A 19,877-nucleotide genomic window follows, 5' to 3' on the forward strand; every position below is an offset into this window, starting at 1 on the left:
GCTTCGTCTTCCTGGCCACTCCGCCGTCGGGCGGAGTCTAGCAAAGGACTGCGGGCCGCTGCCGCTTCCCGGCTGCTGCGCCGCTGAAGCCCGTACGTGACGGACCGCTCCGGGCTGGTGGTGGCCGCCCATGGGCGACGCGGCGTCCTCGAGGTGGACGGCCAGAGGCATCCGTTCATCCCGAAGGGCCGCGGGCTGCGGGTGGTCTGCGGCGACCGCGTGCGCTTCGAAGCCCGGACAGGCTCGGAGGCACTGCTGGTTACGGCCATTGAAACCCGCAGCAACGCCCTGGCGCGTATTCATGGCCGGACCCGGCACGAGGAGATCATTGCCGCCAATCTCACCCAGCTCATCGCCGTCTGCGCGCCACGGCCGGCACCTGACCCGTTCCTGCTGGATCGCTATGCCTGTGCAGCCGAAATCCTTGGCTGCCGGTTTGCATTGGTCTGGAACAAGTACGACCTCGACGGGCAGGCCGCCCGCAGCGCGGCCGATCTGGCCAGCCTCGGCTACCCGCTGCTCACCGTCTCCGCGCTGACCGGCCATGGCCTCGTGGAACTGTCGGACCGGCTCGCTGGCGAGACCAGTGTCCTTGCCGGGCAGTCTGGGGTCGGGAAGTCCTCGCTGGTGAACCGGCTTTTCACCGGCAGCGAGGCCGCCGTGGGGGAACTGTCCGCCGCCACCGCCACGGGTACGCACACGACGACGGCCGTGGTCATGTACGCGGGTGGGCAGGGCATCCGCCTGCTCGATACGCCGGGGGTCCGGCAGTTCGTGCCCTCGGTACGCAGCGGGCAGCGGCTGGATCGCGGCTTTCGGGAAATGCGCGAACCGGCGGCACGCTGCCGCTTCAGCAATTGCCGGCACCTCCAGGAACCCGACTGCGCAGTCAGGGCTGCGGTCGCCTCTGGCAGCATCTCCGCGCGGCGCTATGCCAGCTATTGCCAGCTGCTGGCGACGCTCGACAACGGGGAGCCCCAGGCCGCCAGACGCTAGGCTGTTCAGGCCCGGTCCTGGCTGCCCTGCTCCACCGCGATGCGGCCGGCGATGGCCCGTGACAGCGTGCTGCTGTCGACATACTCCAGCTCGCCACCGATGGGTACGCCATGGGCGATTCGCGTGGCGTGCTTGCCGTACTGCTGCGCCATGGCCGCGAGGTAAGCCGCCGTCGCCTCCCCTTCCACGGTCGCGCTCGTGGCGAGGATCACTTCCCGCACCTCAGGCGCCGCCACCGCACTGGCAAATTGCTCGGCGCCGATTTCAGCGGGGCCAACACCATCGAGCGGCGAGAGCCTGCCGTGCAGGACAAAGTACAGGCCGCGATAACTCGCCGATTCCTCGATGGCCATGACGTCGGCGGGCGACTCCACTACGCAGAGCGTGGCGCCATCGCGGCCGGGCCCCGAACAGATGCCGCAGACCTCCGCCTCCGCGAACATGCGGCAGCGGGAACAGCGGACCACCTCGTGCAGGGCCGCCTGCAAGGCCTCGGCCAGCACACGGGCTCCGTCCCGGTCGTGCTCCAGCAGATGGAATGCCAGCCGCTGTGCCGTCTTGCCACCGACTCCCGGCAATCGTCGGAATGCCTGCAGGAGCTGCTGGAGACGCGGGGGAAATCGCATCGCCGGACCCGCCTGCTCAGGACGGGAACCGCAAGCCGCCGGGCAATCCCAGGCCCGCAGTCATGCCGGAGTAACGCTCCTGAACCGTGCGCTCCACCTTGCGCAGCGTGTCGTTGAAGGCCGCAGCCAGCACGTCCTCCAGCATTTCGCGGTCGCCCGCCAGCAGGCTGGGGTCGATGCGAATCGCCTTGACGTGCTGCGCGCAGTTCATCGTGATGGTCACCAGCCCGCCACCGGCTTCGCCCTGCACCTCGATGCCGGCGAGTTCCTCCTGCGCCTTCTGCATCTCCGCCTGGACCCGTTGTGCCTGCTTGAGCAATTGGCCGATGTCGCCCTTCATTCCGCCTTCCTTTCGATTGGCCGGCGTGCAGCCGCACGCCGGGGTCTAGTGCTGGTCACCGGAGCCCTGGCTGGCCGGCCGGATTGACGCCGGCACCAGCTCGGCTCCGAAAAGGTCGCTCAGTGCGCGGACGTTGGGGTCGGCCTCGATGGCGCGGCGCGCCCGCTCCATGGCCTCCCCTTGCGCAATCCCGGAGCGGGTCGCTGCCGTGTCGGCTGCGGCATCCAGAGTCTCGTACTTGACGACAACTGTCCCGCCAAGCCGCTCGTTGATGGCTGCAGAGAGGCGGGAACGGAGCTGGTCCGTGAGCAGATGCGCATTGGCGCGATCGATGCTCAGCCGCAATTCATCGGGCGTTCTCGCCATGAGCTGCGTATGCATGGCGAGTTGTCGCGCTGCGCCCTCGACGCGCAGCGACTGCGCGAATGCCGGCCAATCCGCAATGTCCGCCGGCGCCTCCGGCACCGCAGGCCGGGCTTCTGCGGCCGGGCGCGGCACCACGGCAGGCTGCGCACGGGTGCTGGCGGCCGGCCCGGGCACCGCCGCGGCCAACCCTGCCGGGCGGAAGGCCAGCATCCGCAGCAGGGTCATCTCGAAGCCCAGGCGTGGTTCCGGTGCCAGGCCGAGGTCGCGCCGGCCAAGAATGGCGATCTGGTAATACAGCTGGACAGACTCGGGATCCATGGCCGCGGCCAGGGCCTGCAGGGCACTGGCGTCGCCGTCGTCGTCCTCCGCCGGGGCCGATTCCGTCAGCTGCAGTACCGCCACCTGCTGAAGGCTGGCGGCGATATCGTCCAGCAGGCCGCCATAGTCGGGCGCCATGACGTCGACTTCACGGAGCCTCGCCAGCAGCGCTGGCCCCTCGCCCCGGGACAGCACCTCGAGCAGCGACATCACGCGGGAGCGGTCCAGGCTGCCCAGCATTTCCGCGACATCCCTCTCGCCGAGCTGTTCGTTGCCGAACGCCAGCGCCTGGTCCAGCAGGCTGAGGCCGTCCCGCATGCTGCCCGCTGCCGCACGCGCCAGCCTCTTGAGCGCACCCTGTTCGACAGCGACTCCTTCGGCCTCGCAGATCCGCCCCATCCGGTCGGCAATCTGCGCGGCAGACAGCCGCTTGAGATTGAACTGCAGGCATCGCGAAAGGACCGTTACCGGCAGCTTCTGCGGATCCGTGGTCGCGAACAGGAACTTGACGTGTGGTGGCGGCTCCTCGAGGGTCTTCAGCAGCGCGTTGAACGCGGGCTTGCTGAGCATGTGCACCTCGTCGACCAGGTAGACCTTGTACCGGCCGGCAGCAGGCGTGTACTGGACGTTGTCGAGCAGTTCGCGGATGTCGTCGATGCCGGTGCGCGAGGCGGCATCCACCTCGATCAGGTCGACAAAGCGCCCTTCCTCGATGGCGACACAGGCCCGGCAGCTGCCGCAGGGGCTCGCGCTGACACCCTGCTCGCAGTTCAGGCAACGGGCAAGGATGCGCGCCACCGTGGTCTTGCCCACACCTCGGGTCCCTGCAAACAGAAATGCGTGATGGATCCGCCCCGAGGCAAGCGCATTGCTCAGGGCACGCACGATGTGCGGCTGCCCAACAACATCCTCGAAGGTTCGGGGACGCCACTTCCGTGCCAGCGCCAGGTAGGTCATTGAAGTTCGATCTTGCCGGGCTTTGGGCCGCGTGCCGTGAATGCAGTGAGTCCGCGCCAGCCCGGCCCCGGCGCCCGGCATCATCGCTGCCGCTGCTCCCTTCCGGGCCTGACGGGGTTTACGACTAGCCGCCGCGGGGAGACCGACGCGGACCCGCATCAAGGTTATGCGTCCACCCCGGATTCAGCAAGGACTTGCAACCATCGGGCCGGCATGCTTGCGGCGGAAAAACCGGTGGTGGAATAATGGCCTGCGTCCGCAAACCAGGAATGCCCCATGAAGAGGATCTGCCAGGCCGTGCTGCTGGCGTTGCTTACGGCCTGCAGCACGGCCACCACCGTCACCGGGCAATGGCAGGGCGACCGGACCCCCGCCTTCAAGCACCTGCTCATCGTGGGTGTCTCTGCCAATTCGCGGATGCGGCGCAGCTTCGAGATTGCCCTGGGCGAGCTGATCCGCGCCAGGGGAACACTGGCAACCGCCGCCATCCAGGCCGGCGATGGCGCTGCCACGCCGACGCCGGACGGTGTCACCGCCATGGCTCGTGCGCTCGACGCCGATGGCGTCCTGGTGACGAGACTCGCCTCCCGCAAGGTCTCGGCCAGGGAGTCGGAGAGCCGCATCGAGGTCAAGACGCAACAGCCGGTGAAGCTCGACGGCAGCCCGGGACTCGTCGAGCTGTTCAGCCTCGAGTACAACGAATACGAAGATCCCGGCGAGCTCAGCGCCAAGTCCACTGCAGTCCTCGAAAGCTCGCTTTACGACATGCGCCAGGACGATCGTCTCGCCTACGTCATCACGACGACGGCGAAATTCCGCGAGGACCGGGATGATGTCGTCGACAATGTCACGCGTGCCATTGCTGCCCAGCTGCAGCGTGCGGGCCTGATCCGCTAAGCCAGCGGGCGCCGCCTCCGGCCCCGGATCAGGGCTTCGTCGGCCTGCCGGTGGGTACCGCCTGGTCGAGCCAGGGGCGGATGGCCGCGGCAAACTCGTCCGCTGGCTTGCCGCCCTGGATGCGGGCGCGGACCGTGCCGGCACGATCCAGCACGTAGCTGGTCGGCAACAGCTCATTCCAGGCCGGATCGAGGACACTCACCAGGGCATCCATGTCCGCGGTCGACCGGCGGTAGGTCGCCAGCTCCGGAAACCACTTGTCCAGGAAGGGCGCAACCACCCCGGCGTAGTCACCGGGTTCATCCAGCGACACCGCCACCAGCCTGAATCCCCGATCGTGATATTGCCGCTCGAGATCGAGCAGGGCTGGTATCTCCTTGAGGCAGGCCCGGCACCATGTGGCCCAGAAGTTGACCAGCACCACCTGTCCCTGCTGCTTTTCGAGAACCTGGCGGAACTGCCCTGCATCCAGGGCGGGTGCCGGCGGTGTGGCCATGCCGGGCGCTGCCAGGAACGGCAGGACCACAACCAGGGATATCAGCCCGGAACGAATATCCACGTGCTCACCCCACTGGCCAGCCTTGGTGCATCGTATCGGCAAATGGCGGAGAGGGTGGGATTCGAACCCACGTTACGGGGTTACCGTAAACACGCTTTCCAAGCGTGCGCCTTCAGCCACTCGGCCACCTCTCCTGGATCGGAACCGCTCGCGCCGCGCAGGTTAACCGAGCAGCCGGAGCCGGGCAATCAGCTCACTTCGCTGTCTCTTTCAGCGGCTTGTCGAAATAACTGGGCGGACGCAGCAGGCAGCCAGCCGTCTGGGAAAGGGGCTCCGCTGCCTGGGGCTCCGCTGGCACATTCAACCGGCCACTGGCATCCGGCTTGTCGAGGCCAGCGGGCACCGTCAACGCCGGAACTTCCTGCGCCTGCTGGTATTCCTCGACGGATACGCAGGGATCGGCTTCGTGGCCCCACCAGGAGCACCCGCCCAGCAGCAGGACGGCGCTCATCAGCGGCAGTGCCTTCCGGCACAACGGCAGGCCAGCGGAGATCACAGGAGCCCGGCCTGGCGCATGGCCGCTTCCAGGACGGGCTGGCTCTCTGCAGAAAGCGGCGTCAGCGGCAGGCGGATACCCGCCGGCAGCTTGCCCATCCGCTCCAGCACCCATTTCACCGGGATGGGGTTCGATTCGATGAACAGATCCCGATGCAGGCGGGAAAGCGGGCCATCCAGCTCCGCGGCTGATTCTGCGCGCCCTGCCAGGGCCGCACGGCACATGTTGGCCATCGCGGCCGGCGCGACGTTCGCCGTGACCGAGACCACGCCCTGCCCGCCCAGCGCCATGAACTCGCGGGCCGTGGCGTCGTCACCGCTGTACAGCGCAAACGACTTCCCCGCGGCCGCCCTGATCTGCGCGACCCGCGACAGGTCACCGGTGGCTTCCTTGATGCCGAAGATCCGCCGGTGCCTGGCCAGGCGGCCGACAGTGGCGGGCAGCAGGTCCGCCACAGTACGGCCCGGGACGTTGTAGAGCATGACCGGCTTGTCGACGGCGTCGGCGACCGCGCAGAAGTGCCGGTACATGCCTTCCTGCGTTGGCTTGTTGTAGTACGGCACGACTATCAGGTACGCATCGATGGGCAGCATGCCGACTGTCTGCGAGAGATCGATGGTCTGGGCAGTCGAATTCGAGCCGGTTCCGGCAATGACGGGTACCCGGCCTGCGGCCCGTGCGGCCGCAACCCTGATCACCTCCACATGCTCGGCCTTGGTGAGCGTCGCCGATTCACCGGTGGTGCCGGCGATGACCAGCCCGTCGGTACCTGCCTCGATGTGCCAGTCCACGAGCCGTTCGAGGCAGGCGTAATCCACTGCCCCATCGGAATTCATGGGCGTGACGAGCGCAACCAGGCTGCCTCTGAACATCGGAGATGGACCGGGGGAAAGTCGCGGGCATGCGATGGTACTTTCCGCCCCCAGCCCCCGCAAGGGCTGCTTGATGCAGGGGGTTTTCCCGGTACACTGCCGAGCTTTCCCAGGACCTCACGGTGTCGCCCATGGACAAGCTGCTGGCCATCACGGCGATTGGCCCCGACCGCGCCGGCCTGATCCGCGACCTCAGCCAGGCGGTGGCCGGCTCGGGCGGCAGCATCCGCGAGAGCCGGATGATCGCCCTTGGCTCGGAGTTTGCCGTGCTGATGCTGATCGCCGGCAACTGGCACACCGTCAACAAGATCCGCGACCGCCTGGCCCAGCTGCAGCGCGAAAGCGCGCTGACCATTACCGTGCGCGACACCGAACCGCGGACCGCTGAACCCGCGGCACCCTACAACGTCGACGTGGTGGCGCTCGACCAGGAAGGGATCGTGCTGCGGCTGTCCAGCTTCTTCGCCAACCGGAACCTCGAGATCGCCGAACTCAATACCCGGCGATACAATGCCCCGCATACCGGTGCCGCGATGTTCTCGGTGCAAATGACCGTGAACCTCCCGGCAAGCGTCCATGTGGCAACGCTGCGCGAGGAATTCCTCGACTTCTGCGATGAACACAACCTCGATGCCATCATGGAGCCGGCGCAGCGCTGAGCCGGCTGCCCTGGACGCGGAGGCGAACCGACATGACCACGATTGCGCTGGGCAAACCTGTTCCGGGATTCACCCTGCCGGCCACTGGCGGCAAGAGCATCGGTCTGGCCGACCTCAGGGGCAGGCCGTTGGTGCTGTATTTCTATCCGAAGGACGACACGCCCGGCTGCACAAGCGAGGGTTGCGGGTTCCGCGACCATCACCAGGCGTTCCGCAAGCTCGGTGCCGTCATCCTCGGCGTATCACGCGACCCAATGAGCTCCCACGAGAAGTTCAAGGCGAAGTACGAGTTTCCCTTCGACCTGCTGTCCGACGCCGATGAAGACCTCTGCAGGCTCTTCGGTGTCATGCGCGAGAAGAACATGTACGGCAAGAAGGTGATGGGCGTGGAGCGCAGCACTTTCCTCATTGACGGCAAGGGTGTCCTCCGCCAGGAATGGCGCAAGGTAAAGGTCGAGGGCCACGTGGAGGCCGTTCTCGCCGCCGTCAAGGCCCTTTAGGCCCACCAAGGCCTGCTCCAGTGAGATTTCGTCGCCTGGTCGCCCTCGCCTGCAGCCTGGCCACGGCCTTCGCGCCGGTGCTGGCGGCAAACGAGGACCTGCCGGATATCGGCAGCCCCGCCGACACCGTCCTGTCCCGTGACATGGAACTGCAGATCGGCCGCTCCATCTACAAGAGTCTGCGGGACACCGGGAAGGTCATCACCGACCCGGAGATACAGGAGTACATCCAGGACATCGGCCAGAAGATCGCGGCGAATGCCACGGACAACGGCCAGAGGTTCCGCTTCTTCGTGGTCGACGATCCGGCAATCAACGCCTTCGCCCTCCCCGGTGGCTTCGTCGGCATCCATTCCGGCCTGCTGATGGCGACCGCAACGGAAAGCGAACTGGCCGGGGTGCTGGCGCACGAGATCTCGCATGTCACCCAGCGGCACATATCGCGGGCCATCTACGCCAACCAGCGCGCCAGCATCCTGACGATGGCGGCGCTGCTGGGCGCCATCCTGCTTGGGGCAGCCACCGGCTCCGGCGAGGCCATCCAGGGCGCCGTAGCTGCCGCACAGGGAGCCGCTGCCCAGCAGCAGATCAACTTCACCCGCAGCAACGAGTATGAGGCAGACCGGGTCGGCGTCGGCCTGATGGCCAGTGCCGGCTTCGATCCGGCGGGAATGGCGAACTTCTTCGAAACCCTGGCACGCCAGAGCGGCCCGTTGGCCAGCCAGGCACCGGAGTTTCTGCGAACGCATCCGGTCACCGTCAACCGCATCGCCGAGGCACGCGAGCGAGTGGCGCAGTTTCCGCGCCAGGACATCACCGATGCCACGGGGTATCGCCTGGCTCGTGCGCGGCTGCGGGTACTGACCAGCACCACCCCGGAAGCCGCGCTGGCGCGGTTCGAGAGCGACATGCATGACCCGAGGCAGGTGGGGGACATCGGCCTGGAATACGGCCTGGCCCTGGCCAGGCTGCAGACCGGTGACCCGGCACATGCCCGGGACGAGTTCGCCAGCCTCGTCGACAGCCACCCGGGTGTCATCGCCTTCCATTCCGGCCTGGCCATGGCCGAGATGTCCGTCGGCGACGAGAAGGCGGCCTTCGCCACCTTTGAGCGCGCGATGCGACTGTTCCCGCGCAACGTGCCGCTGACCGTGCGTTACGCCGAGGCGCTCATGCAGCATGGGCGCGCCAGGGAAGCACACCGGGTGCTGCTCGACCTGCTGAATGCCGTGGCGCCAACGCCGGAGCAGGTACGGCTGATTGCATTGGCGGCCAGCGCGGCCGGCGACACCGGCGATGCGCACTACTACATGGCCGAGTATCACCTGATGGGCGGCGACCTCAATCTCGCGGCGGACGAGCTGCGGGTCGCACTGGGAATTCCGGGCCTCGATCCGGTGCAGAAGGCACGATTCAGCTCCCGGCTCAGCGAGATTCAGCAGGTGCTCAACCGGCTGCAATCGGAGAAGCGTCGATCGCGGGCCGCCGGTGAAACAGGATTCGATTCATGACCGTAGCCAACGTCTGCCGCATTGCCCGCTCCTGCCTGGTTGCGGCAACCCTGACCGGCCTCCTGGGTTGTGCCGGCAATGCCGCGACCCGCAAGGAACCGGCCAATCCCGATCCGTTCGAGCCGTTCAACCGGGTCATGTATGACATCAATGACCTTGGCGATCGCTATCTCGCGAGACCGGTGGCCAAGGCCTACGAGGCCGGCACTCCGCGGGTATTTCGCATGGGGGCCAACAATTTCCTGGAAAACCTGCGCTACCCGATCACGATCGTCAACGACTTCCTGCAAGGCAAGGTACGCCAGGGTGGACAGGACCTGGCCCGCTTTGCGATCAACAGCACGGTCGGCCTGTTCGGGCTGTTCGACCCGGCATCGGCGGCCGGCCTCGAGGTGCACGACGAGGACTTCGGGCAGACCTTCTCGGTCTGGGGTCTGCCACAGGGGCCCTATCTCGTGGTTCCCGTCTTCGGGCCCTATACGGTTTCCAGCGGGATCGGCGACCTTGCCGGAACACAGGTATCGTTCATCGTCGAGGGGCCCTGGGACAGGAGCACGCGCAATGCCCTCATGATCTGGTACCTGGTCCACCGGCGCTACAGCGTGTTGCCGGCGGACGAGCAGCTCAGGGAGGCATTCGACCCCTACATCTTCCTCAGGGACGCCTACCTGCAGAACCGCCGGTACAAGATCTACGACGGCCACCCGCCGTATGACGACCTCTATCCGGAGGCTGACGACGATGCCGCGGAGTGAGCGGCCGCGTCGGGGCCCGACGCGATCAGGAAGGCCTCTGTTTCACTGATCCTCGCCAGTGCCAGCAGCTTCTCCGGAATCCTGAGGATGCGCAGGCCCTGGCGTTGCTGTCGTGCGAGCGCCAGCCACTCCAGGACCAGTGCCAGCCCTGCACTGTCCACCCGCGTCACGCCCTGGAGGTCCACGGATGGTTCACTGCCCGCCTGCCGGAGCAGAGGCTGGCTGGCTTTCCAGACCTGGGGAACGGTGGTGAAATCGAGCGTACCGGTAACGCGAAATGCGCCGTCACCCAGGGCTTCGAATCGCGCCTGTTCCATCAGGCGCCACCCGCGCCCGCTTTCGGCCTGTCGGGATCCCGCTTGCCCGCGTCAATATCGGCCGTATCGCGTTCCAGGCGGGTGATGAGTGCATCCAGGCCCTTGGCCGCCACCTCGGCGTTGAACTGGTTGCGATAGTTCTGGATGTACGACACGCCCTCGATGCGGACATCGAAGGCCTTCCAGCCGGCCGGCGTCTCGTGCATGGCATAGCTGACCGGTACCGTGCTCCCATCCGCCATGCGCATCTCGGTGTCGACTACCGTGCGCCCGTCCTGTGGTGGCGCACGCTCCGGCAGGATCCTGATGTTGTGCTGGTCGAACTTCAGGATCGCGGACGAATAGCTGCGCAGAAGGAAGTTGTAGAAAGCGTCGACAAACCGCTTGCGCTGCTCGGGCGTTGCGTTGCGCCACGCTTTGCCAAGCACCAGCCGACCCGCGTAGTCGGTATCGAACTGCGGAAGCAGCTCGCGATCGACGAGCGCATAGAGCTCCTTGCGGTTGGACTCCAGCTCCTGTCGGCGGCTGTCAAGCTGGTGGGCAATCCGGGTCACGGCATTTTCCACCACCTCATGGGCTGTTGGCACGCTCGCGGCGGCCGCCGCCATGCCGGTGGTGGCCAGCAGGGCAAATGCCAGGCTACTCAGAGGGCTTCGAGCTTTCATTTTCCATCCCGAGCTTGAACAGAAGCTTGCCAATGATGTTCTCCAGGACGATGGCGGACTGCGTCAGCTGGATCTGACTATTGTTCTTCAGATAGGTTTCCGACCCCCCGGGACCGATGCCCACGTACTTGCTCCCCAGCAGGCCTGCGGTGAGGATGGCCGCATCGGAGTCATCCGGGATTTCGTCAAATTCCGGGGCGATGCGCATGGTGACCACGGCATTCAGCGCCTTGGGGTCGAAGCTGATGCGCTCCACCCTGCCGATTGTGACGCCGGACATGGTCACCGGGGCGCGCTCCTTCAGGCCGGCCACGTCCTCGAACCGGGCTGTCACCGTGTAACCCTTCTCGCTGACGTAGCTCTCGACATTGGTGGTCTGGGTCGCAAGAAAAAACAATGACGCGAAGCCGAGCAGGATGAACATTCCTGCGCCGAGTTCCCTAGCCGGAGTGCTTTCCATGGTCCTGTCGCCCCTCAGAGGAGAAATGAGGTAATCATGTAATCGAGGATCAGCACCAGCACCGAGGTGATTACCACGGTTCGCGTGGTCGCCAGGCCCACACCCTCGGCAGTGCGCTCGGCCGTGTAGCCCTCGAAAACCGCCACGAGGCTTGCCGCCCCACCGAATGCCAGGCTCTTGATGACGCCCTCGCGGATGTCACTGCTGTCGACGTATTCCTGCATCTGCGACCAGAACGCGCCATTGTCCACGCCCATGAGCTGCACGCCGACGAAATAGGCGCCGAGGATGCCCACGCTGTTGAAGATCGCCGTCAGGAATGGCACCGAAATCACGCCGCCCAGGAACCGTGGCGCGACGATGCGGCCCATCGGGTCGATGGCCATGACCTCCATGGCGGACAACTGGTCTGTGGCCTTCATGAGGCCGATCTCCGCGGTCAGCGCCGTACCGGCGCGGCCGGCGAACAGCAGGGCCGTGACCACCGGCCCCAGTTCCTTGATGAGCGACAGCGCCGCGGCCGCGCCCAGCAGGTCCTCCTGGCGGAGCCGGGAGAAAGCGTCGTACCCCTGCAATCCCACAACCATGCCGACGAAGAAGCCAGAAGTCATGATGATGACGAGCGAGAGAACACCGGCATTCTGGATCTGGGCGGACACCAGCCGCGGGCGCCGCAGTGCGTAGGGCATCGACTGCAGCATGGCGAGCAGGAACAGCGCCATCGATCCGAGCTTGCGTACCGCCTGCGCCAGGCGCCGTCCGATCTGCACGAACCAGCGCATGTCAGGGTCCACCGCCGAGAAGTTCGTCGCGATAGGAGCTGGCAGGATAATGGAACGGCACCGGGCCGTCGGCCTCCCCGCTCATGAACTGGTGGATCAGCGGCGATCCGGACTGGCGCAGCTGCGCCGGAGTGCCCTCACCGATCACCTTGCCTCCGGATACCACGTAGCAGTAGTCGGCAATGCGGCTGATCTGCTCGACGTCGTGGGACACCACGATGCTGGTCACACCCAGGACGTCGTTGTTGACCTTGATGAGCCGCAGGATCATGCCCAGGGATATCGGATCCAGCCCGGCGAACGGCTCATCGTAGAGCAGCAGGTCCGGGTCGAGGGCCATGGCCCTCGCCAGTGCGACCCGCCTCGCCATGCCGCCGGACAGCTCCGCCGGCATGAGCCGCGCGGCACCCCGCAAGCCAACCGCATGAAGCTTGGTCAATACCACGGTCCGGATCAGCCGTTCCGGCAACCGCGTGTGCTCCCGCAGCGGAAATGCCACGTTGTCGAACACCGAATCGTCGGTAAGCAACGCCGAATTCTGGAAAAGCATGCCGATGTGGCGCCGCAGGTCGTACAGGCCGGCGCGGTCGAGCGTCGGCACCTCGCGACCATCGACCTGCACCCTGCCACTGTCGGGTCGCTGCTGCCCCGTGATCATGCGCAGCAGGGTGGTCTTGCCCGTGCCGCTCGGCCCCATGATGGCAGTCACCGTGCCGCTGGAGATACGCAGGTTCAAGCCGTCAAAGATGTGGCGACCCGCGATGGAGAATCGCAGGTCGTCGATTTCGATCATGGGTTGTGAGGAACCTGGGCTTGGCATGCGGTCAGGGCTGGCACCACGCAAGACGCAGGCCGGCGCAGATTTGTGTTGGCCCGGCAGAATACCAGAATCGCTGCACCCGATGGCCGCGTGCGCCTGTCCCGCTTGTCTGCCAGAGCAATCAGGACTAGCATAGTCCCATATGATTTCCGGGCTGCCCGCATGCTACGAATCAGCCGCCTGACCGACTACGGGACGATGATCCTCGTCCACCTCGCCGGACGCGGCGGGAAGCTGTGTTCCGCCAGCGATGTCGCCGCCGGAACCCACGTCGCCCTGCCCACCGTGCAAAAGGTGCTCAAGCTTCTTACCCGCTCCGGCCTGGTGGTATCGGCCCGCGGCGCGGAAGGCGGCTATTGCCTCGGGCGGCCCGCCACAGAGATCACCGCCGCCAACATCCTCGATGTTCTCGACGGCCCGGTGGCGATCACCGAATGCAGCCACGAGGACAGCCAGTGCGAGCTGGAGGCACTCTGCCAGGTGGGCGGAGCCTGGCAGAAGATCAACCGGGCCATCCGCTCCGCGCTGGACGACATCAGCCTGGCCGATCTGGCAAGGCCTGCCCGCGAGCTGCCGGTGGCTGGCCTCACCCAGGGAATAACCCGAACCCTGGTGCGGTACGGGCGATGAGCAAGTCCGGATCCATCGAGGAGCTGGTCGGGCAGAAGTATCGCCACGGCTTCGTCACCGACATCGAGTCCGATACCGTGCCGCCCGGGCTCGACGAGGATGTCATCCGGCTGATCTCCGCCAAGAAGGGCGAACCTTCTTTCCTGCTCGAGTGGCGCCTCAAGGCCTTCCGCTACTGGCTCACCCAGAGCGAGCCCGCCTGGGCCAAGCTCCACCACCCGCCTATCGACTACCAGGCGATCTCCTACTACTCCGCTCCGAAGGTGCGCAGTGATGCTCCGCGCAGCATCGATGAGGTCGATCCGAAGCTGCTGGCAACCTACGACAAGCTCGGCATACCGCTCCACGAACGGGCGCGGCTGGCCGGCGTGGCTGTGGATGCTGTCTTCGACAGCGTCTCCGTGGCCACGACCTTCCAGGAAAAGCTGGCGGCCGCCGGCGTCATTTTCTGCTCATTCTCCGAGGCGGTACGCAGGCATCCGGCACTCGTCGAGGAGTACCTGGGCAGCGTGGTTCCCTATCGTGACAACTACTTTGCCACGCTGAATTCAGCGGTATTCTCCGACGGCTCGTTCGTCTACGTGCCCAAGGGGGTACGCTGCCCGATGGAGCTGTCCACGTATTTCCGCATCAATGCCGCGAAGACCGGCCAGTTCGAACGCACACTGATCATCGCCGAGGAAGGTTCCCACGTCAGCTACCTGGAGGGTTGTACCGCGCCCCAGCGCGACGAGAACCAGCTCCACGCCGCCGTCGTCGAACTCGTGGCGTTGCGTGGTGCCGAGATCAAGTACTCCACGGTGCAGAACTGGTACCCGGGAGACGAGCACGGCATCGGCGGCATCTACAACTTCGTCACCAAGCGCGGGGATTGCCGCGGTGCCGACTCGAAGATTTCCTGGACGCAGGTGGAGGCCGGATCGGCCATCACCTGGAAGTACCCGAGCTGCATCCTGCGGGGCGACAATTCCGTCGGCGAGTTCTACTCGGTAGCGGTCACCAACAACCTGCAACAGGCCGATACCGGCACGAAGATGATCCACATCGGCCGCAATACACGCAGCACCATCGTCTCCAAGGGCATCTCCGCGGGGCGCGCTCAACAGTCCTATCGCGGGCTGGTGAAGGTATTCCCGTCAGCGGATGGTGCCCGCAACTTCACGCAGTGCGATTCCTTGCTGATCGGCAAGCAGTGCGGAGCGCACACCTTCCCGTACATGGAGATCCGCAATCCGGGTGCGATCATCGAGCACGAGGCCACCACCTCGAAGATCTCCGATGACCAGCTGTTCTACTGCCGGCAGCGCGGACTCTCGGCGGAGGACGCCGTCAATCTCATCGTCAACGGATTCTGCAAGCAGGTCTTCCGCGAACTGCCGATGGAGTTCGCCGTGGAAGCCCAGAACCTGCTGAACGTCAGCCTGGAGGGAGCCGTCGGCTGAAGACAGCCCGGTATTCAACTCATCATGCTTCTGGAAGTCGATAACCTGCACGCCAGCGTCGCCGGCACGCCGATCCTCAAGGGCCTCTCCCTGCGGGTCGGTCCTGGCGAGGTCCACGCCATCATGGGCCCCAATGGCTCCGGCAAGAGCACCCTGGCCCACGTGCTGGCGGGACGGGAGGGCTTCGAAGTCACCGCAGGCACCGCGCTTTTCCGCGGCAAGGACCTGCTGGCACTGAGTCCCGAGGAACGGGCCCGCGAAGGGCTCTTCCTGGGCTTCCAGTACCCGGTGGAAATCCCGGGCGTCAACAATGTCTACCTGCTGCGGGCTGCACTCAATGCGCGGCGCCGGCACCGCGGCGAGACCGAGATCGATGCCCTGCAGTTCATGCGTCTGGTGAGGGAAAAGGCCAGGCTGATGCAGATGGGCGAGCAGTTCATATCGCGAGGGGTCAACGAGGGTTTCTCGGGCGGCGAGAAGAAGCGCAACGAGATCTTCCAGATGACCATCCTGGAGCCTGCCCTGGCCGTGCTCGACGAGACCGATTCCGGCCTGGACATCGATGCGCTGAAGGTGGTCGCCAACGGCGTCAACAGCCTCCGCAATGGGCAGCGCAGCTTTGTCATGGTCACCCACTACCAGCGCTTGCTGTCGCATATCGAGCCCGACTTCGTCCACGTGCTCGCTGGCGGACGCATCGTGCGCACCGGTGACCGTTCACTGGCGCTCGACCTCGAGGCCCGCGGCTACGACTGGCTCGTGGCAGCCAACGGCTAGGCGCCCATGAACGCGAGACTGGGTGTTGCCAGTGATTTGGCCGGGGCCTTCGCCATCCCGGTACACACGCGGCCTGGCCTGGAATGGCTGCAGCGCCTGCAGCTGGCGGCACTGCGCCAGTTCGAGCGCGCCGGGTTCCCCTCCTCCCGCCTCGAGGACTGGCGCTACACGGACCTCAGCGGCTTTGCCGAAAGGAGTCTGCGCCTGTCGCAGCCAGATCCGCTCGGTGCCAGGCGGTCAGCGGCTGCAAACGCCGCCCAGCCTGTTCCTGCGGGCATGGGCGCCGTAGCGATATTCGATGCAGGCATGCTGTTGCCGGCGGCATCCCGGCTCGAGCCGCTCGCCGGCCTGTCCCTGCTCGGACTCGACTCCGCACCGGCGCGCCCGGCCTGGGAGACCAGCCTGGCGGGCGACACCAGGGAGGATGGCGATGCCCTGGCCTCGCTCAATGCCGCCATGCTCGCCGACGGCCTGGCCGTCGAGGTCGCGGCCGGTGTCGATGTCGAACGGCCGCTGTACATCGTCCATGCCTCCGGGCCGACGCGGATTGCACATGACCGCATCATCCTGCACCTGAAGCCGGGCAGCAGCTGCACCCTCATCGAACACCAGACGAGCAGCGGCGCCAGCGCGGCAAATTCCGTGACCGACATCATCTGCGAGCGCGATGCCCGCCTCACCTACGTCAGGCTGCAGGACGGGTCGGACGAGGCCTTCCACCTGTCCACGCAGCGCATCCACCTGCATGCAGGAGCCGAAGCCCGTCTGCTGGGGATCGATCTGGGCGGGCAGCTGGCCCGCAACGATCTGCGGGTGACCCTCGAAGGTCCCGGCGCCGCCACGGACATCCACGGCCTGTTCTTCGCCGACGGTCGGCGGCACATCGACAACCAGACCCGCGTGGACCACCGGGCCGTCCGCACCCGCTGCCGCGAACACTTTCGCGGCATTGCCGATGGCTCCGGCCGCGGCATATTCAACGGCAAGATCCTCGTGCATCCCGGCGCCGACAAGGCAGATGCCGTCCTCCGCAACGAGAACCTGCTGCTCTCGCGGCAAGCCGAGATCGACACCAAGCCTGAACTGGAGATCTACGCCGACGACGTCAAGTGCGCCCACGGCGCCACCACCGGCCAGCTGGATCCCGCGTCGATCTTCTACCTTCGCTCCAGGGGCATCGATGCCGCCGCGGCAAGACGCATGCTCATCGCGGCCTTCGCCCGCGAGATCGTCAAGCAGCTGCCCGTGAAGGACCTCGAGGACCATATCGTGGAACTGCTTGGCTCCCGGCTGCCGGACCTCGCGGACGTGGGAGCTGCGCCATGACTGCGCGCGGCATGGAGGCCGGGACCCCGGTCCAGGCCCGGCTCGACGTCGAGCGCATCCGCCAGGATTTCCCGATCCTGCAGCAGGAGATCAATGGCTGTCCGCTGGCCTACCTGGACAACGCCGCCTCCTACCAGAGGCCCGCCAGCGTCATCAACGCCATACGGCACTACTACGAACACGACCACGCCAACGTGCATCGTGGCGTACATACGCTCAGCCACCGGGCCACCGAGGCCCAGGAAGCCGGGCGCGAGGCGGCACGGCGCTTCCTCAACGCCAGCGAGCGCGCGGAGATCGTCTTCACGCGCGGGGCAACCGAGGCGATCAACCTGGTGGCCTATGCGCTGCGCGAGAGCCTCAAGCCTGGTGACGAGATCCTGATCTCCCACATGGAGCACCACTCGAACATCGTCCCCTGGCAGCTGGCCTGCCAGCGCACGGGCGCCCTCCTCCGGGTCGTGCCGATTTCCCCGCGGGGCGAACTCCGCCTCGATGAGTTCCACCGCCTGCTGAATCCCCGTACCAGGCTGGTTGCCATTGCCCATGTATCCAACGCGCTCGGCACGGTGAACCCGGTCGCGGAGATCACCGCCGCGGCGCACGCCCGTGGTGTTCCCGTGTTGCTGGATGGCGCCCAGGCGGTTGCCCACCAGAAGGTCGACGTGCAGGCCCTCGGCTGCGACTTCTACGCCCTCTCGGGCCACAAGATGTGCGGGCCCACCGGCATCGGCGTGCTGTACGGCCGGCGCCAATGGCTCGAGCAGCTGCCGCCGTTCCAGGGTGGCGGCGACATGATCCTGTCGGTGGCCTTCGATCACACCGAGTACAACGAGTTGCCCTACAAGTTCGAGGCCGGCACACCCGACGTGGCCGGGGCAGTCGGTCTCGGCGCGGCGATCGCCTACCTGGAGCGGATCGGCATGGACGCCATCGCGCTGCACGAGGCCGAGCTGCTGGAACACGCCACCCGAGCCATCGCTGCCTTGCCCGGCGTGCGCCTCATCGGCGAAGCCAGGGAGAAGGCAGGCGTGCTGTCGTTCAACATCGACGGCATCCATCCGCACGACCTGGGCACCGTCCTCGATCACCAGGGTGTCGCCATCCGCGCCGGCCACCACTGCGCCATGCCGGTCATGGACTTCTTTGGTGTCAGTGGCACGGCCCGCGCTTCCTTTGCCTTCTACAACACCCACCGCGAGGTGGAGCAGCTGGTGGCAGCCGTGGAGGTTGCACGCAGGATGCTTGCCTGATGCCGAAGCCCGAGGAACCACTGGCGCAGCTGTACCGGGAGACCGTGCTGGAGCACAGCCGCCGGCCACACAACTTCCGGCGACTGGAAGCACCCCAGCACCAGGCCACCGGCAACAACCCGCTGTGCGGCGACCAGGTCACGCTGTATCTGCAGGAGAGCGATGGCGTCGTCACCGACGCCGCCTTCGAGGCCCGCGGCTGCGCGATCTCCGTTGCGTCCTCATCGATGCTGACCGATATCGTGCGTGGCCGGCCAACGGCAGAAGTCCAGCGACTGGCCCGCGAGGTGGCCGAGTCCTTCGCCAGTGCGGACGGGATCCTGCCGGGAGACCTGGCAGCCCTGGCCGGGGTGCGCCACTACCCTGCCCGCGTGCGCTGCGCCACCCTGCCCTGGCGGACGCTGCGTGCGGCCCTGGACGGCGCCCGGGAGCCGGTGAGCACGGAGTAACGGAGCAATCATGTTTGGCAACGAGAATGAGCCGGTGGTCCTGAAGCGGGATGTGGATACCTTGAGTGTCCCGGCTGGCATCCCCAACCGCCTGTCGAAAGACTCCCTGGTCTACATCACGCAGGCCATGGGGGGCAGCTTCACCGTGTATTTCGAGGGCAATCTCTACCGCGTTGCGGGCCGTGACGCCGACGCCCTGGGCAAGGAGCCCGCCAGGCTACCGGAGCTCCGGCCGGGCGCAACCGATGGCGAGTTCGAGCAGCTGGTGCTGGACCAGATGCGCACCGTCTATGATCCGGAGATCCCCATCAACATCGTCGATCTCGGCCTCGTCTACGAATGCCGGATCGAGAAGTCCGCGGAGACCGATACCCGGTCCATTCACATCAAGATGACGGTGACGGCCCCGGGTTGCGGCATGGGCGAGGTGCTGGTCGAAGAAGTGCGCGAGAAGGTCCGTTTGCTGCCGACGGTGGCCAGTGTCGATGTCGAACTGGTGTTCGACCCGCCATGGAGCATGAGCATGATGTCCGAGGAGGCACGCCTCGAGGCCGGGCTGTTGTAGGGAACGGGTGGCAGCCAGCAAACGCATCACCCTGCTGCGCCACGCCAAGGCGCAGCAACCTGCGGCCGGAATGGCTGATCGCGATCGCCCCCTGAACGAACGCGGGGAGCAGGATGCACGCATGATCGGCCGCCGGCTCAGGGCAGCGGGAATCCGCCCGTCATTGTTGCTGACCAGCCCGGCCATCCGTGCCCTGCAGACCGCCAGGCTGGTGGCAAGGGAGATTGGCTATCCGCTGGAGTTCCTCCAGCGTGAGGCGGATCTCTACCTCGCCTCGCCTCAGGACATGCTGCAGCTTGTCGCCCGGCAGGACGATGCCTTCAACGACATTCTGCTGTGCGGCCACAATCCGGGTATCAGCGAACTCGCCAACCAGCTCACTGGCGCAGGCATAGATCACCTGCCGACCTGCGGGATGGTGGTCATCGAGGCGCAGATCAGCAGCTGGTCCGGCCTGCCTGCCGGCGGCAGGCTGTGCCGGTTCGAATCCCCGCAGGCTGGCGATATCGGGGATCAGCGAGAGAACTGAACGCAGGCGC

Annotated in this window: 25 protein-coding genes, 1 tRNA gene and 1 other RNA gene; 14 read left to right on the forward strand and 13 right to left on the reverse strand. The window is 66.2% G+C overall.

Annotated features, from left to right (window positions below; genetic code table 11):
* Window positions 1-96 precede the first annotated feature (96 nt).
* Entirely contained in the window at window positions 97-996 is a 900-nt protein-coding gene (gene rsgA, locus HRU81_06280; GenBank protein QOJ31736.1) for a ribosome small subunit-dependent GTPase A, read from the forward strand.
* A gap of 5 nt (window positions 997-1,001) precedes the next feature.
* Here rsgA and recR read toward each other — a convergent pair whose 3' ends face one another.
* The 4 genes from recR to ffs form a co-directional block, all read right to left on the reverse strand.
* On the reverse strand, window positions 1,002-1,622 hold the full coding sequence (gene recR / locus HRU81_06285; GenBank protein QOJ31737.1) for a recombination protein RecR: 621 nt from the start codon (window positions 1,620-1,622) through the stop codon (window positions 1,002-1,004).
* Between the two features lie 16 nt (window positions 1,623-1,638).
* On the reverse strand, window positions 1,639-1,962 hold the full coding sequence (locus HRU81_06290) for a YbaB/EbfC family nucleoid-associated protein (protein QOJ31738.1): 324 nt from the start codon (window positions 1,960-1,962) through the stop codon (window positions 1,639-1,641).
* Between the two features lie 45 nt (window positions 1,963-2,007).
* Window positions 2,008-3,603, reverse strand: a complete 1,596-nt coding sequence (dnaX, locus tag HRU81_06295; protein ID QOJ31739.1) for a DNA polymerase III subunit gamma/tau — start codon at window positions 3,601-3,603, stop codon at window positions 2,008-2,010.
* 51 nt (window positions 3,604-3,654) lie between these two features.
* Window positions 3,655-3,751, reverse strand: an RNA gene (gene ffs / locus HRU81_06300) — signal recognition particle sRNA small type.
* A gap of 128 nt (window positions 3,752-3,879) precedes the next feature.
* Here ffs and HRU81_06305 point away from each other — a divergent pair.
* On the forward strand, window positions 3,880-4,500 hold the full coding sequence (locus tag HRU81_06305; protein QOJ31740.1) for a hypothetical protein: 621 nt from the start codon (window positions 3,880-3,882) through the stop codon (window positions 4,498-4,500).
* Window positions 4,501-4,528: 28 nt separating this feature from the next.
* On the opposite strand, the gene HRU81_06310 is transcribed toward HRU81_06305, so the two are convergent.
* The 4 genes from HRU81_06310 to HRU81_06325 all read right to left on the reverse strand — a co-directional run bounded on the left by HRU81_06310 (window position 4,529) and on the right by HRU81_06325 (window position 6,427).
* On the reverse strand, window positions 4,529-4,996 hold the full coding sequence (locus HRU81_06310) for a TlpA family protein disulfide reductase (protein ID QOJ31741.1): 468 nt from the start codon (window positions 4,994-4,996) through the stop codon (window positions 4,529-4,531).
* A gap of 106 nt (window positions 4,997-5,102) precedes the next feature.
* A tRNA-Ser gene (locus HRU81_06315) sits at window positions 5,103-5,193 on the reverse strand.
* Window positions 5,194-5,252: 59 nt separating this feature from the next.
* The gene (locus tag HRU81_06320) at window positions 5,253-5,510 is read right to left on the reverse strand and encodes a hypothetical protein (GenBank protein ID QOJ31742.1); all 258 of its coding nucleotides are present in this window, start codon (window positions 5,508-5,510) and stop codon (window positions 5,253-5,255) included.
* A 41-nt stretch (window positions 5,511-5,551) separates the two neighbouring features.
* Window positions 5,552-6,427, reverse strand: a complete 876-nt coding sequence (locus HRU81_06325) for a 4-hydroxy-tetrahydrodipicolinate synthase (protein ID QOJ31743.1) — start codon at window positions 6,425-6,427, stop codon at window positions 5,552-5,554.
* 131 nt (window positions 6,428-6,558) lie between these two features.
* Here HRU81_06325 and HRU81_06330 point away from each other — a divergent pair, with 131 nt between their 5' ends.
* From HRU81_06330 to HRU81_06345, 4 genes are read left to right on the forward strand one after another with little or no spacing between them, the layout of a single operon-like run.
* Complete coding sequence (locus HRU81_06330; GenBank protein ID QOJ31744.1) at window positions 6,559-7,086, forward strand: glycine cleavage system protein R; 528 nt, start codon at window positions 6,559-6,561, stop codon at window positions 7,084-7,086.
* 32 nt (window positions 7,087-7,118) lie between these two features.
* A complete protein-coding gene (locus HRU81_06335) occupies window positions 7,119-7,586 on the forward strand; it encodes a peroxiredoxin (GenBank protein ID QOJ31745.1) in 468 nt (155 codons plus the stop codon).
* Window positions 7,587-7,606: 20 nt separating this feature from the next.
* The gene (locus HRU81_06340; GenBank protein ID QOJ31746.1) at window positions 7,607-9,097 is read left to right on the forward strand and encodes a M48 family metallopeptidase; all 1,491 of its coding nucleotides are present in this window, start codon (window positions 7,607-7,609) and stop codon (window positions 9,095-9,097) included.
* Window positions 9,094-9,852, forward strand: a complete 759-nt coding sequence (locus HRU81_06345) for a VacJ family lipoprotein (GenBank protein ID QOJ31747.1) — start codon at window positions 9,094-9,096, stop codon at window positions 9,850-9,852. The genes HRU81_06340 and HRU81_06345 overlap by 4 nt, the downstream gene beginning before the upstream one ends.
* On the opposite strand, the gene HRU81_06350 is transcribed toward HRU81_06345, so the two are convergent.
* From HRU81_06350 to HRU81_06370, 5 genes are read right to left on the reverse strand one after another with little or no spacing between them, the layout of a single operon-like run.
* Complete coding sequence (locus tag HRU81_06350; protein QOJ31748.1) at window positions 9,819-10,169, reverse strand: STAS domain-containing protein; 351 nt, start codon at window positions 10,167-10,169, stop codon at window positions 9,819-9,821. The two genes, HRU81_06345 and HRU81_06350, sit on opposite strands and share 34 nt — an antisense overlap.
* Window positions 10,169-10,834, reverse strand: a complete 666-nt coding sequence (locus tag HRU81_06355; protein ID QOJ31749.1) for an ABC transporter substrate-binding protein — start codon at window positions 10,832-10,834, stop codon at window positions 10,169-10,171. Before HRU81_06355 ends, HRU81_06350 begins: the two co-directional genes overlap by 1 nt.
* The gene (gene mlaD, locus HRU81_06360; protein ID QOJ31750.1) at window positions 10,809-11,294 is read right to left on the reverse strand and encodes an outer membrane lipid asymmetry maintenance protein MlaD; all 486 of its coding nucleotides are present in this window, start codon (window positions 11,292-11,294) and stop codon (window positions 10,809-10,811) included. The genes HRU81_06355 and mlaD overlap by 26 nt, the downstream gene beginning before the upstream one ends.
* A gap of 14 nt (window positions 11,295-11,308) precedes the next feature.
* The gene (gene mlaE, locus HRU81_06365; GenBank protein QOJ31751.1) at window positions 11,309-12,076 is read right to left on the reverse strand and encodes a lipid asymmetry maintenance ABC transporter permease subunit MlaE; all 768 of its coding nucleotides are present in this window, start codon (window positions 12,074-12,076) and stop codon (window positions 11,309-11,311) included.
* Between the two features lies 1 nt (window position 12,077).
* On the reverse strand, window positions 12,078-12,869 hold the full coding sequence (locus tag HRU81_06370; GenBank protein ID QOJ31752.1) for an ATP-binding cassette domain-containing protein: 792 nt from the start codon (window positions 12,867-12,869) through the stop codon (window positions 12,078-12,080).
* Between the two features lie 189 nt (window positions 12,870-13,058).
* Here HRU81_06370 and HRU81_06375 point away from each other — a divergent pair, with 189 nt between their 5' ends.
* Genes HRU81_06375 through HRU81_06410 form a run of 8 tightly spaced genes read left to right on the forward strand, consistent with a single transcriptional unit; the run spans window position 13,059 to window position 19,867 of the window.
* Window positions 13,059-13,526: an SUF system Fe-S cluster assembly regulator gene (locus tag HRU81_06375; protein ID QOJ31753.1), complete on the forward strand. Its 468-nt coding sequence runs from the start codon at window positions 13,059-13,061 to the stop codon at window positions 13,524-13,526.
* On the forward strand, window positions 13,523-14,968 hold the full coding sequence (sufB, locus tag HRU81_06380; GenBank protein ID QOJ31754.1) for a Fe-S cluster assembly protein SufB: 1,446 nt from the start codon (window positions 13,523-13,525) through the stop codon (window positions 14,966-14,968). Before HRU81_06375 ends, sufB begins: the two co-directional genes overlap by 4 nt.
* A gap of 24 nt (window positions 14,969-14,992) precedes the next feature.
* Window positions 14,993-15,745: a Fe-S cluster assembly ATPase SufC gene (gene sufC / locus HRU81_06385; GenBank protein QOJ31755.1), complete on the forward strand. Its 753-nt coding sequence runs from the start codon at window positions 14,993-14,995 to the stop codon at window positions 15,743-15,745.
* A gap of 6 nt (window positions 15,746-15,751) precedes the next feature.
* Window positions 15,752-17,071: a Fe-S cluster assembly protein SufD gene (gene sufD, locus HRU81_06390; protein QOJ31756.1), complete on the forward strand. Its 1,320-nt coding sequence runs from the start codon at window positions 15,752-15,754 to the stop codon at window positions 17,069-17,071.
* 11 nt (window positions 17,072-17,082) lie between these two features.
* Window positions 17,083-18,324: a cysteine desulfurase gene (locus HRU81_06395; GenBank protein ID QOJ33310.1), complete on the forward strand. Its 1,242-nt coding sequence runs from the start codon at window positions 17,083-17,085 to the stop codon at window positions 18,322-18,324.
* Window positions 18,324-18,773 carry an SUF system NifU family Fe-S cluster assembly protein gene (locus HRU81_06400; protein ID QOJ31757.1) on the forward strand — a complete coding sequence of 150 codons (450 nt, stop codon included), beginning with the start codon at window positions 18,324-18,326 and terminating at the stop codon, window positions 18,771-18,773. The genes HRU81_06395 and HRU81_06400 overlap by 1 nt, the downstream gene beginning before the upstream one ends.
* 10 nt (window positions 18,774-18,783) lie before the next feature.
* On the forward strand, window positions 18,784-19,338 hold the full coding sequence (sufT, locus tag HRU81_06405; protein ID QOJ31758.1) for a putative Fe-S cluster assembly protein SufT: 555 nt from the start codon (window positions 18,784-18,786) through the stop codon (window positions 19,336-19,338).
* 7 nt (window positions 19,339-19,345) lie between these two features.
* The gene (locus HRU81_06410; protein QOJ31759.1) at window positions 19,346-19,867 is read left to right on the forward strand and encodes a histidine phosphatase family protein; all 522 of its coding nucleotides are present in this window, start codon (window positions 19,346-19,348) and stop codon (window positions 19,865-19,867) included.
* The last annotated feature ends 10 nt before the right edge of the window (window positions 19,868-19,877 follow it).

Source organism: Gammaproteobacteria bacterium, from assembly GCA_015709695.1.
Taxonomy (GTDB): domain Bacteria; phylum Pseudomonadota; class Gammaproteobacteria; order Steroidobacterales.